This is a genomic window from Paenibacillus sp. FSL H8-0122 (genome assembly GCF_038005345.1).
Classification (GTDB): domain Bacteria; phylum Bacillota; class Bacilli; order Paenibacillales; family Paenibacillaceae; genus Paenibacillus_AQ.
Genome location: NZ_JBBOTB010000001.1, coordinates 3,667,924 through 3,681,074, shown reverse-complemented (window position 1 = coordinate 3,681,074; position 13,151 = coordinate 3,667,924). Strand labels below are relative to the sequence as shown.

Annotated in this window: 10 protein-coding genes; 2 read left to right on the top strand and 8 right to left on the bottom strand. The window is 55.8% G+C overall.

What is annotated here, in order from left to right:
• Nucleotides 1-95 precede the first annotated feature (95 nt).
• A complete protein-coding gene (locus tag NSS64_RS16170) occupies nt 96-2,747 on the bottom strand; it encodes a family 16 glycosylhydrolase (RefSeq protein WP_341140775.1) in 2,652 nt (883 codons plus the stop codon).
• 129 nt (nt 2,748-2,876) lie between these two features.
• Between NSS64_RS16170 and NSS64_RS16165 the strand changes: the two genes are divergently transcribed.
• On the top strand, nt 2,877-3,398 hold the full coding sequence (locus tag NSS64_RS16165; protein ID WP_341140774.1) for a hypothetical protein: 522 nt from the start codon (nt 2,877-2,879) through the stop codon (nt 3,396-3,398).
• Nucleotides 3,399-3,479: 81 nt separating this feature from the next.
• Here the strand turns inward: NSS64_RS16165 and NSS64_RS16160 are convergent, their stop codons facing one another.
• The 5 genes from NSS64_RS16160 to NSS64_RS16140 form a co-directional block, all read right to left on the bottom strand.
• A complete protein-coding gene (locus tag NSS64_RS16160; protein WP_341140773.1) occupies nt 3,480-5,051 on the bottom strand; it encodes a response regulator in 1,572 nt (523 codons plus the stop codon).
• A gap of 2 nt (nt 5,052-5,053) precedes the next feature.
• Nucleotides 5,054-6,892: a sensor histidine kinase gene (locus NSS64_RS16155; protein WP_341140772.1), complete on the bottom strand. Its 1,839-nt coding sequence runs from the start codon at nt 6,890-6,892 to the stop codon at nt 5,054-5,056.
• 160 nt (nt 6,893-7,052) lie between these two features.
• Nucleotides 7,053-8,723 (bottom strand): extracellular solute-binding protein, encoded by a 1,671-nt coding sequence (locus NSS64_RS16150; RefSeq protein WP_341140771.1) that lies wholly within the window; start codon nt 8,721-8,723, stop codon nt 7,053-7,055.
• 45 nt (nt 8,724-8,768) lie between these two features.
• Nucleotides 8,769-9,653 carry a carbohydrate ABC transporter permease gene (locus tag NSS64_RS16145; RefSeq protein WP_341140770.1) on the bottom strand — a complete coding sequence of 295 codons (885 nt, stop codon included), beginning with the start codon at nt 9,651-9,653 and terminating at the stop codon, nt 8,769-8,771.
• Between the two features lie 36 nt (nt 9,654-9,689).
• The gene (locus tag NSS64_RS16140; protein WP_341140769.1) at nt 9,690-10,610 is read right to left on the bottom strand and encodes an ABC transporter permease; all 921 of its coding nucleotides are present in this window, start codon (nt 10,608-10,610) and stop codon (nt 9,690-9,692) included.
• Between the two features lie 149 nt (nt 10,611-10,759).
• On the opposite strand from NSS64_RS16140, the gene NSS64_RS16135 reads away from it, so the two are divergent.
• The gene (locus tag NSS64_RS16135; protein WP_341140768.1) at nt 10,760-11,503 is read left to right on the top strand and encodes a glycoside hydrolase family 16 protein; all 744 of its coding nucleotides are present in this window, start codon (nt 10,760-10,762) and stop codon (nt 11,501-11,503) included.
• 10 nt (nt 11,504-11,513) lie between these two features.
• Here NSS64_RS16135 and NSS64_RS16130 read toward each other — a convergent pair whose 3' ends face one another.
• Together NSS64_RS16130 and NSS64_RS16125 are read right to left on the bottom strand one after the other, a co-directional pair.
• Complete coding sequence (locus NSS64_RS16130; protein ID WP_341140767.1) at nt 11,514-12,488, bottom strand: phosphotransferase; 975 nt, start codon at nt 12,486-12,488, stop codon at nt 11,514-11,516.
• A gap of 105 nt (nt 12,489-12,593) precedes the next feature.
• Nucleotides 12,594-13,139, bottom strand: coding sequence for a MerR family transcriptional regulator (locus tag NSS64_RS16125; protein WP_341140766.1), 546 nt, complete (start codon nt 13,137-13,139; stop codon nt 12,594-12,596).
• Nucleotides 13,140-13,151: the final 12 nt, after the last annotated feature.

Below are 13,151 nucleotides of genomic sequence, written 5' to 3'. Positions count from 1 at the left end.
ATGAAGAAGTCCAAGACTTCCTCATCCCCTGTGATAGAGGCCGTATGAAGCGGCCGGCTCATCCGGTCACTTATCTGTTTGCAGGAATCCTGCTGTTACTCGGGGGTTCCCTGGGTTACCCCGTGAACATAAGTCTTCCAGGGGGTGTCCAGCGCCCCTTGTCCGGGATTGTAAGTGAAGAAATACTCTACGAAATCGCCTTGCTGCACGTTATTGACCGCGTAGGTGTAATTGCCGTTGCCTGCGGAGGTCATGGCTACGTTCTGCTGGCCGCCGCCGTTGATCTTGTAATGCAGATCAGCGAAGGTGGCGCCGTTCACATAGAAGAGCAGGTTATTGCCTGTTTTCTTCAAGCCGCGCACCTGATCTCCGATCACAATGGTTGCTGGCGGCGGGGAGACTACAGTGATTGTGCTGCTGGAGGTTTTGTTACCATCCGCGGTTGTTGCAGTAACGGTAGTGGTTCCCGTTGCAATTCCGGTAACAAGACCACTCTGGCTCACTGATGCAATGTTGCTGTTCGCTACGCTCCAGTTCACCTGTTTGTTGGACGCACCAGAAGGTGCTACGTTAGCTGTTAACTGGACATTCTGCCCAATCTCCACCTGGGAGGTGGACGGAGTTACGGTAACGCCGCTAACCGGAACGGTACCCGGATTGCCCGGGTTACCAGGATTTCCGCCGCCGCTGCCTTCCTTATACACCCGTACATAATCGACCTGCATCGTTGCCGGGATATCGGACGGAGCCGGAGTCAGTCCGCCGTCGAAATGTCCGCCCACTGCCAGATTCATAATCAGATAGAAGGGCTTGTCGAAGGGAGCATTAGGGTTGTTCGGCGCTGCAACGGAATACCACTGCTCTTTGTTAACCTTGAAAAAGAACTTGCCGTCCACATACCATTTCACATTATCTTCTTCCCAGATCATGGAATATACGTGATAGTCGTTCGCAAAGGTCTGGCCTTGCGGGAAGTGATATTCCCCGGCAATGTACTTGTTCACCGGCCATTGTCCGCCGAAGTGAACCGCGCCGCTGGTTGTGCCGGGCAGCCGTCCCTTGGCTTCCATGATGTCAATTTCGCCGGATGCAGCCCAGGCTCCATAAGCCGCATCCTGCGGGAGCATCCACAGCGCGGGCCAGATACCGTTGCCTGTCGGCAGCTTGGCACGGATGTCTACCCGGCCGTACTGGAAGGACAGATGGTCTTTGGTGTTGATTTTGCCGGAGGAGTATTGTGCATAGCGGTTCGGGTCCTGCGGGAAGGACTTCGGATCGTTCTTGGCCCGGATGTTCAGCTGGCCGTTCTGCACAAACACATTCTCCGTACTATTCGTATAATGCTGCAGCTCGTTATTCCCCCAGCCCCAGCTGTTAGGGTCATTGGTGATATAGTAACCCTGCTCATAGTTCCACTTGCTGGTATCCAATGCGGTTCCGCTGAACTCATCCTGCCAGAGCAGGTTCATGCCCGCTACGGCCGGGTCTGACGGAGTACCCAACGTAATATCTTCCTGATCGCTTTCATCTGGACGCGGAGCATTCGGGTTACCGGTGAAGGTATAATACACATAATTGCTGCCGATATTGCCGCCCTGCTGGCCGTTTAACGGATAGCCGATGCGGATCTCCATATTCTCCTGGATCGGCTGGAACCACAGTCCATAGACGTAATCGGCCCAATAGCCCCACTGGTTGGCCGCGGACATATTGTTGTAGCCGTTGCCTGCATAGACGAAGCCGCTCTGGGCGGAATTGCTCAGATCGACCCACTGGCCGCCGATTTTGATCTGATAGACGTATTTGCCCAGCTCGCTGCCAATCGGTGCACCCCCGTCAATTTTCGGCAGAGGGAATCCGATAGACCCGTTGTTATCCGCAGTGAAAGCTGTGCCTTCATAAGCGGATAGGACATAGGAAGCTCTGACGGGCTGATTGAAGGTAAGGGTGTAGATCACGTTCGCGGATGAGGTCTTGGACTCCAGCTTGACGTTGATAGATTCGGTGATCGTGAACCAGTATCCGCCGCCTCCTTCGGTGAACTGACCGAAGTTGCTGTCGTAGATCCAGCCGCTGGCTGCGTTGTTGTTAATATCGATCCAGGTGCTGCTGTTCACCGGCTTCACATAGACCTTCAGGTCATCGGCCACAGCTTCATAAGTGAGCGCCGGATCATTATTGAACGTAGGGTAGGTGAAGCCGGCCCCGCCGGTGAAGCCAGCTGTAATCTGCGGCCCTTGGGTTGGTGTCATCGCAGTGATGGTGGTCTTGTTCAGGTTCTGAAAAGCCAGCGTGTAGTTCAGTGTAACCCCGCTGTTCGCTTTGGAGTAGAGCTGGATCTCGGTTGTAGCAGACAGAGTGAACCAGTAGCCGTTCTGTCCGCCATCGCTCCAGTGTCCCCAGTTCTGGTTGTAGACAAAGCCGCCTGCGCTGTCAATGTCTACCCAGTTGCCATTTACTTTGACTCTGACGCCTACATCATCCGACACATCGCTCCAGGACGCAGACCCGCCGTTAAATACCGGCATCACGAACCCGTAGCTCGCCTGGCCGACACCTGATTTGGAGATGACCGGACCGTCTGCCGCTGAGAAATAAGCCATAGAACTAACCGTGGTTCCTGCGGCCTCTGCGCGCTGAATGCCTGAAGCAGGGAACTGGCCGATGCCGGATAGCAGCAGCAGGACCAGGAACAGACTAAGCACCTTCCGCTTGAAACCGGGTTGCGTAACATAAAGTCGCTTCATACTTGCCCTCCTTTAATTAAATGGTAGTGAAGGTAACCGCTTACATGTGAGAGAACATCTTTATTCTATCGAAACTTGTCAGCTGCTAAAAGGGACAATCCTTTTTGTTTTGACCCATTTTTTTGGGTTTTGCTGCCAGAGAAGGGCTGGCGCGGGGCGCGTGGGCGGAATGTAATCGGAAAACCGATTACAATGGGCGTGGCGGAGGCGCGTGGGCGGAATGTAATCGGAAAACCGATTACAATGGGCATGGCGGAGGCGTGGGGAGGGAATGTAATCGGAAAACCGATTACAATGGGCATGGCGGAGGCGTGGGGAGGGAATGTAATCGGAAAACCGATTACAATGGGCATGGCGGAGGCGTGGGGAGGGAATGTAATCGGAAAACCGATTACAATGGGCATGGCGGAGGCGTGGGGAGGGAATGTAATCGGAAAACCGATTACAATGGGCATGGCGGAGGCGTGGGGAGGGAATGTAATCGGAAAACCGATTACAATGGGCATGGCGGAGGCGTGGGGAGGGAATGTAATCGGAAAACCGATTACAATGGGCATGGCAGAGGCGTGGGGAGGGAATGTAATCGGAAAACCGATTACATTCTGCCCAGCGCGGGACCTGAAGGTCGGCCGCGCTGGGAATTTCGCATAAATAGCGGAGCGGACGGAGCATAGGTTGAATCAGCCGCCCGATAGCTGGTGACTGGCGCGGGGCGCAGGGGCGGATTTTTTTTCACAGCACAGTATCGCGGTAATCCTCTTCACTGGCAGGCTTCCGGCGGATCAGCAGACGGTATTCGGTCGGCTGCATGTCCATGGATTCGCGGAAGGCGCGGGTGAAGCTTTTGTAGCTCTCGTAGCCGACCATGGCGGCAATCTCGATGATCTTGTGGTCGGTCTCGGCCAGCAGACGCCGCGCTTTGCCCAGACGCACATCACGCAGGTATTCGGCGAAGCCCTTGCCGATATTCTTCTTGAACTGGTTGGAGAAGTAGGCGTAATTCAGCGAGACATGATTGGACACCATCGCCAGATCCAGCGGCTTGTGGTAATTCTCGTGGATGAAGCGGATAGCCTCATTCAGATCCTGCGAGCTGCGGTAGCTGCACTTGTATTCGTAGTAGAACTGGTCGAGCCGCAGGAGCTGCTGCTGTAAGGCCTGGATATATTCGCGGATGCCGGGATAGTCGAACAGATTGCGCAGACACTCCAGATCAAGCGCTTCTTCACCCAGATAAGGACGGATGACACGCTCATAATCCTCCATCATCCGGACAACGGCGCGGCATAGCTGCTGGGTGTAACGGATGTGATAGCGCTGAAGCACCTCCTTGTGGAAGAGGCTGGAGATCCCTTGGGTGATTCTGCCGCTGTTACTTGTGCCGGTTAACTGGAAGAGAGCATACAGTTCCTCATAAGGAAGCTCCCAGTGCTGCTCCAGCCGTGCGATGTGCTGAGGCAGCAGGCAGCGCGTATCCGGGAAAAGAAAGCTGTGGCGGTACAGATCAAGCACCTGTATATAACTGCCCGGCAGAGTGCTTAATCCTTGGTGCGGCTCAGTCATGGCCGTGACGGCCCCGATCTGCTCTTCGCTGAGCGCAGCAGGCAAGGCTCCCGGATCTATGGCTGCATCCACGGCCAGGACCAGGTGGGGGCGGTGCTGGAGACAGATGCAGCCCTGTCTGCCGTACACACGGTAAGCCACAGCTTCGATGCTGTGACTGCTGCTGGCCCCCGGCTGGTTAATCCAGCGCTCCTCGCGCAGTTGGCAGAGGCGGTAGCTGCGCCACAGCCCCGGGTTCTGCTGCTCAGTCGCGGCAATCCACGCTTCATCGCCCGCCGCACCTTGCATATACATCCGCAGCTCCTTGCGGTCCGTCTCCCGGGCACGCTGCGAGAGCCGCTCGATATCGCTGGTGAGCAATATGCGCGTCTCGATCTCCTGCCAGACATGCTCCACCGAGACCTGCAGGTCCTCGCGCTTCACAGGCTTGAGCAGGTAACCTTTGGCCCCGAGCTCAATGGCCTTCTGGGCATAGGCGAAATCGCTGTATCCGCTAATGATCAGATAATCCGCCTTCAGGCCTTCCAGCCGGCTTTGCGCCATAAGCGCAAGGCCGTCCATATCCGGCATGCGGATATCGGTAATGACGAGCTGGATGCTGTGCGCCCGGAGAAGCTCCAGGGCTTCAAGCCCGTTAGCGGCGCTGTACATATGCCCCGGCTGCTGCGGGAACTGGCGGAGCATCGCCTGCAGTCCGTCGCGGATATGCTTTTGATCATCCACCACCAGAATATTGATCATGCCTACCAACCTCCAAGATTCTCATTTTCCCAGGGCAGCCTCAGGGTTACACAGGTATATTCCCCTTGAACGCTGCTGATCCACAGGCCGCAATCCGTGCCGTAATGGAGCTGCAGGCGCTTATGTACATTGTCCAGCCCCAGCCCGCTGCTGCTGCTGATAATCGGGGTGTCAGAGTCCCCCCGCAGCACAGACTGCAGGCTGTCCAGCATCCGGGGAGCTACCCCGGCGCCATCATCGCGGATCTCGATCAGCAGCAGACTGTCATTCTCTACCCGTACCGAAATGGTGATCTGAATACTGCCGCCGGAAGGGGCTGCATGGTGTACGGCGTTCTCGACAATGGGCTGCATGCACATCTTGGGGATGCGGTAGCGCTGGACCTCCGGGGGGAGATCGGCCGACAGCTCCGTGCTCCCGCCTTCCATGAAGTTGATGAACCGGATATAGCTGCGGATATTGGCCAGCTCCTCGCTGAGCGCGACCGTATCGCTGCGCCATTGCATGCTGTAACGCAGCAGGGACCCCAGCGAGACGAGAGCGCCTGCGATGGCAGGCTGCCGTTCCACCTCTGCGCGCATTCTGATAGATTCCAGCGCATTGTACAGAAAGTGGGAGTTGATCTGCGAATGGAGAGAGTGGAGCTGCGCATTCTTGGCGATAAGCTGCTTATCTACTACCTGTGTCATCAACTGCTGGATTTCGTCCAGCATACTATTGTAGCTGACGGCTACATAGTCAATTTCGTCACCGGTTTCGTTCGCGCCAAGCCCGGTATCAATATTGGCATCCAGCTGGCCCCTGCGCACCTTGCGCATTGAGCCCAGCACCTTCTCTAAGCGTCGGAAGATCCGCCGGGTCATCCTCGACACCAGCAGCAGCATCAGCAGCAGGACGGAGGAGGTGATGGCAATGACCAGCAGATACCCGTCGCGCGGACCTTTCATCAGTGCCTGACGGGAGGCGATGTCCACCACATAGGCGTTCAGGGGAGCGATATAACGGTAGAGCGCATAGTAAGTCTGGTCCCCGGAATGGACCTCAATGGGGGCCTTTTGCTCCAGTACGTTCAATTGCTCATGGGTCCGGCTAAGGATGTCATCCAGCTTCTCTCCGGCCTTCTGCGGGAACACATGCCCCGGAAGGTAGACACTACGGGAAGCATCTGCGCTGTCCATGATCACGGTGAAGAAATCCCGCCCGCTGTCCTCCAGCAGATCGCTGAACAAGACGTTATGCCGCGCCCGGATCTCCATAATCGTAGGCAGCCTCTGCTGCTGGCCCTGAAGCCGCACCAGCCGGTAGTAAGACAAGGTATCTGCGCCATCCTTGAAGGAGAACAGCCGGAAGGCGGCGCCGCCTTCATCCCGGAGGGTCATCCAGTAATCCTGCGGCCAGAACTTGCTGTAATGATAGATTTCCGGCCAGATCTCATAGACATCGGGGTTATCTACATAGAAGCTCAGACTGCTAATCATCGCATGGCTCTGGATGATGTTATGCATCTGTTCATATTGGTTCTGCTTGAATTTCACAAGCCGCAGACCATCCCCGCGCATGCCCGAATGGATGAAATCCACGAAGGACTTCTGGGTCAGGGCTGTTGAGGAAGCGTTCTCAAGAAGTTCAAGCCGGCTGCGCAGCCGTTCGTTCATCCGGGCGACATGGTTGCTGCCCTCGGCCATAGCCTCTTTATAGAGCTGGTTCTCCTGGCTGCGGATGAACAGGGAAGACACCACAATGGCCGGGATGGCGATCATCAGGCTGAAGGCCAGGAACAGCTTTTGCGAGATCGGGGCATTGCGGTATAGCCTTCTTAACGTGGTCAGCAGCTTCTTCATCGGTAACCCCTCCATCCCAGTAATATAGCATAGATCATAAATGGGCTGGTAGGGAATATGGCACGTATTTTAGCAGCTACAGCCCGTAGGGGAGCCTCCTCTATACAGGAAATACCGGCAGCCCTCACGGCCGCCGGTACAGCTCCATTACACAGGCGGATTATTCCGCCATCTTGGCCTTCCGGGCATCCAGCTCGGTCTGCCGGTATTCCATCACCTGCGCGAACCCGTAGCCGTCGCGGCGGGAGCGGAAGCTCTCGAACACCTTGTCAAAAGCCGCCTCATCCTTGGCCGTAATCAGCTCCGGCAGCACCTCTTCCCAGTTCTGGGAGATCCGTGACCAGGCTACGGCAACATCGGAATCGCCGAGCGGGTCCAGGCCTTTGTAGATCCCGCTGTCAATATCGGCCTGCGCATTCGCGAAGTCCTCCATCTGCTTGATGACCGGGGCTTTCTTCGGTCTCCACTGGTTGACGATGACCGGGTTACGCATCATCCAGTAGGTGTCCAGAATGCCGTATTCTTTCTCCAGCTTCTCAATATTGCTGCCCAGCATGTCGGCGAACTCTGCCTTCAGCTGAGGCTTGCCGTCCACGGAATCCCAGGTTTCGCCCTCCTTGCCAAGGAACAGGTCGCGCTGGCCTTCTTCACTGGCGAGGTAGGTCAGGAAGCGGATCGCCCGCTCCGGGTTCTCCGTGGATTTGCTGATCATGGTCACCATCCAGCCGTCCATGTTGCCGGGGAACAGCTTGGCGCTCTCGCCCTTGCTATTCTGCGGCCCGTCAACCGCGATGTAGTAGGAGTCCGGGTTGGTCCCCGCCGCCAGCATCGGATTGACCGCTGACATGCCGGTCCATTCGCGGATCATCATGAAGTAGCGGGCATTGTTTGTTTTCTCCTCTACCTGGGTATCGGAATCCACCAGGAAATCGACGTTAATCAGTCCGCGCTCGTACGCTGTGCGGAAGGTTTTGAGCCAGGCGATGTAATCAGGGTCGGTAATACGGTCATATACTTTGCCATCCTTCTCATGCGGAACCGCCAGCAGATTCTGGAGATATTCCGTCATCCCGTAAGGCACATTGCCCTGGGCGAAAAAGGGGCTGATCGGCTGGCCCTTATACTCCGGGTACTTATCCTTCAGCAGCTGCAGCGCACTGAGGAAGCCTTCCGGGGTACTGAGGTCCGGCTTGCCCATCTCCTCGTACAGATCCTTACGGACCAGGAAGGTCTGGTTGGCCGCCGTCATGCCGGTCTCGTGCATCAGGTTAGGGCTGTAGGAATCATTCGGCACTCCGTAGGTGTTGCCGTTCTCCTGCCGGTACCACTTCAGTGTGCCGTCACCGGCAACCTTGAAGAAGTAGGGATCATACTTGTCGGCCAGTTCATTGAGCGCATAGACATGATCGCCCTCCCACAGTTTTTTGACAGCGGTCTCCCAGGAGCCCATGCTGATCAGGTCAGGCAGCTTGCCGGAGGTCATCATCAGCGTAACCTGCTCATTCGCTTCCCCCGAGGGAACCTCCAGCTTGACGTTCACGCCCGTCTTCTCGGTGACATACTTGGAAGCTAGGCTCTCGCCCCAGGTGTGGGCATACCAGTTCGCGCCGACGAACCAGGTGAGATCCACCGGACTGGTATCGAGCTTCCAGGCGGGCTCCTCCGCATTCAGCTTGGTCTCGGTCTGCGGTTCCGCTGACGCTTCGGCCTGAGGCGCAGCCGTCGGCGTATTCTCCTTAGTGGCGGAATTGCTGCTGCAGGCGGCTATGCTTAATGCCAAGGTTACAGTCATCATTGCGGCCAGGATGGGGCGTACAGGTTTGCTTTTCACAGCATAATCATCCTTTCGGGTTAGATGTGGTTAGATTTCCTACGGTTATCCCTTAATCGCGCCGATCATCACACCCTTGACCAGATAACGCTGAATGAAGGGGTAGAAGATCAGGATCGGCAGCGTAGCCACCATCATGGAGGCGAATTTGATTGAGTTGCCGGGCAGACGGGCACCGAATTGGGCCATAGCCTGCTGCTGCATGAAGGACATGGAGTTCTCGGCGATGATTTTGTACAGCATGGTCTGCAGCGGCAGCAACTCCTGGGAATGGATGTAGATCACACCCTGATAATAATCATTCCAGTGATAGACGGCGGAGAACAGCGCGATGGTAGCAATGACCGCCATGCTGTTAGGCAGTACAATCCGGAACAGCACGCCGTAATCCGAAGCGCCGTCTACCTTGGCCGACTCCTCCAGGCTATCAGGAATGGTACGGAAGAAGCTCATGAAGATGACCATATTAAAGAAAGTATACATGGACGGGATGATGAACACCCAGAAGCTGTCATACAAGCCGAGCTTCGTCATGAGAATGAAGGAGGGGATGAGCCCGCCTGAGAAGAGCATGGTGATCAGAGAGATTTTGAGATAGAGCTTGCGGCCGATGAGATTCGTCTTGCTGATTCCGTAAGCGATGATTGCCGTGAAGAGCACATGCACCACCGTTCCGATCACCGTGCGCATTGTAGTGATGTAGAACCCGTTCATCAAGGTCTTATCGTTAAAAGCTACACTGTAGCTGGCCAGCGACAGCTCGGAGGGGAACCAGTTGACGGTGCCGAGTGAAGCCTGCTCCGGCGAATTCAGCGAATTGACGAGCACGAACCACATCGGGTACAGCGTCAGGAAGCAGACGGCCAGCATCAAGAGCGTATTGAAGATCTCGAACAAGCCGATCCGCCGAAATCCTCCATGTCTTGCCATGAATCGTTGGTCTCCTTTCCAGGTGAATTCTTGTGTTCAAAAAATACTGTCCCCCGTAAGCCTTTTGGAGCTCTGATTGGCTAACAGCAGCAGTCCCAGCGCTACAATCGAGCGGGCGAACAGGACGGCGGTGGAAAAGGAATGGCGCCCGGAGACCAGCCCCATGTTGTAGATGTAGAGGTCCAGGCTCTCCGCCATCTTCATGTTCATATTGTTCTTCAGCATGAAGATCTGCTCAAAGTTGCTGCCGAGAATGCCGCTCACAGCGAGGATGAAGAGGATGGCAATGGTCGGGCGGATGCTCTGCATCGTGATATGCCACATCCGCTGCCAGCGGTTCGCGCCGTCCAGCTCGGCAGCTTCATACAGCCCCGGATCAATGCCCGCTATGGCCGCTATGTAGATGATGGCGCTCCAGCCGGTCTCCTTCAGCGTATCGGTGAAGAAGGTAATCCACCAGAAGTACTGCGGCTCGCTGTTGAACAGAATATCCCGGTCCTGCAGCCCCAGCGCCATCATCAGCTGGTTAATGACACCGCCTTCGCCCAGCCAGTTGAGCGCGATTCCCCCGAAGATCGTCCAGGCGATGAAATGAGGCAGATAGGAGATCGTCTGCACCGTGCGCTTGAACCGGAGGCTGCGGATTTCATTCAGCAGCAGGGCGAACAGAATAGGGATAGGGAAGCCGAGGAAGAGCTTGATGCTGCTCATCCCGAGGGTGTTGCGGATCGAGCGCCAGAACCGGTCATCTGTCAGGAAATCGCGGAAATGCTTCAGCCCGACAAACGGAGATTCCAGCATAGGCTTCGCGATACTGAAATCCATAAAGGCTATGATCAGCCAAAGCATGGGGATGTAACAAAAGATAAACATCCAGAGAATGCCCGGGATCACCATGCTTTGCAGCTGCCACTGCCTAAGAAGCGCTTTCATTTGTCCCGTTCGGGTGTGGAACATGTACTGTACCCCCTTCCTTCTTCATCGTATGAAAAAGGCCGGCGGAAAAAAAGGCCATGATTATTGGCCCTATCCCAATTTTTTGGATTCCATTGACCGGCCCCCGAAATTAAGTATGCTGTGATTAACTGAAGGGAGTGTGCCAAACGATGAACAGACTGGTATGGGAGCAGGATTTCCAGGGGGGGACTGCTGATTTGAAGCTATGGAACATCCGCATGGGCAATGATCTGCTGGACAATATCGGAAATGCAATCTTCCCGGGCTGGGGGAATGGAGAGCAGCAATTCTATACGGGGCGGCCGGAGAATCTCTCGATTGGCGCAGAGGGACTGCAGCTCTGTGCGCGCCGCGAGGTGACCCGTCAGGAGGGCCGCAGCTTCGCTTACACCTCGGCACGAATGGATACGAGGGATCATTTCGCTTACTGCTACGGCAGGCTGGTCGTACGCGCCAGGCTGCCGGTAGGCCAGGGCATCTGGCCGGCCATCTGGCTGCTTCCGCAGGATCAGGCCTACGGCCCCTGGCCCGCTTCCGGCGAGATCGATATCCTGGAGGCGAAGGGCCGCCTGCCCCGGCACATAGCAGGAACGCTGCATTATGGGCCGGATCTTGAGCGGAAGGTCGTGGAAGAATTCACCCATGAGCTGGAGCGCGGGACGATTAACGAATTCCGGGAGTACACGCTGGAATGGGAGGAAGGCTCCATGAGGTGGCTGGTGGACGGGCACTGCTATGCCGAGCGGCGGCTTGAGCCGGGGATGCCGTTCGACCAGCCCTTTTATCTGCTGCTTAATCTTGCCGTTGGCGGATGGTATGACCCTGTCGCGGTAGATGAAGCTGCGCTGCCTGCGGTAATGACGGTGTCGGGCATCCGGCTGTATCAGAGCTAAGGACAATCCCTCAGATCCCGGCAAAAATATCATTCAAGCGGTCCCAGTTGGCTGCGATCCAATGATTCTCCTGACGGAAGCGGACGAGCGGCGGGAATTCATCCTGCTGAGGCACAGCAATCCATTCGGCTTCCTTCCACCAGGTTAATTTCACTGACCGGATGAGTGTACTTGCAGGCAAGGGAGTATATTCATGGTAGCCCGTCACGAAGGCCCGTACCCGGTCCAGCCCGATTCCGTCCTCAGATAACGCGCAGGAGAGGATCGGCCGGGCTATATCGAACTCCGGGTAGACGAAATGCAGCCGGTCGAAGTCAAGGATCGCCGCCACCTGATCTGCGCTGAACAGTATATTATCCACGAACAGGTCCCGGTGCCCCCAGCCCCGTTCGCAGTCCGCGAAGATGCCGGTGTCCATCCGGTCGATGATCCTCCGCTGAAGCTCAAGCGCCGATAGAGTATCCTCGCTCTGCCGGGCGGTAGCCTGATGATAGCGTGCCTCCCAGTTTCTCACCATAGACGCCTGGCTGCGGACCTCCCAGTACAGCGGCAACGAAGCAGGCTGGGCGTTAAGTAACTTGTGCATCCGGCCGACTACCCTGCCCAGCGAATACATCTGCTGCTCCGTGGCCGAGCCGGGGGCAATACTGTGCCCGTCACACAAGGTCATCAGCACGTAACGTTCCTGTGAAGGCGTTCTCAATACATAATTTCCGGCGTGCGAAAATAACTTCGGAACAGGAAGGCCTTCCCGGTACAGATGATCCTGATGGCTTAAGGAGACTTCCAGTCCGCGGGTGAGGGCTTCAGGGTAACGGATTTTACTGTACTGCTTCACGAACAGACGGCCTTGATCACTGTCCAGCCTCCACTTCAGATTCAGGAAGCCCTGATCGATCTGGACCGCTTCAGTGACATGCAACCCGAATTGTTCTGTGATGGAGTCCAGGATCTCATCCCGGATTCTTACGGCGGTGTCTGACATACAATATCTCCTCACCGGGATAATATAGAGGCTGGATTAGCGAAGTATTCACACTAGTAGAGCATCAGATTTAAAATGGTGGAGTAGAGGCTGAAAGAGACAGGGTTATAGAAATGGGAAAAAAGAGCGCAATAGACCGCGCTTCCTTGGTGGAGACATCAGCCTGCCAGCGGCAACCGGATAAAGCTCTTCATGCGGGGAGGGGGATGGACTGCCGGGCTTCTGCATCGTTTCCAGCGTTGCGGATAATTGCTTAATCATTACTCGCATATCCTCAAGCTCTGCACGCTGCTGGAGCAGCTGTACCGAAACGATCTCGCTCGCTTTTTGATCCAGTGTGTGTTCAATATACTCGATCCGGGACCATATTTTATTCATAGGGTCACCATCTGTATATAGGCTTGGATTCGCTTGCAGCGGGCCCCTTGGCAGCTTGTCGTTCGTGAGATCCGGATCTATGCCTTCCAGTGCTTCCCCCTGATTAATACGGTCTTTAATATGATTGAGCTGGCTGATTTGCTGCTCCGAGAAGGTATAATGTCCAAGACGGTCCTTTGGAAAGAAATCGGGGAACATGGCCGCCCAGCGTTTGATCGTAGTCTGGCTAACGGACAGCAGCTCCGCAGCTTCCTTTGTTTTCAGAATTTCCATTTCAATCCCTCC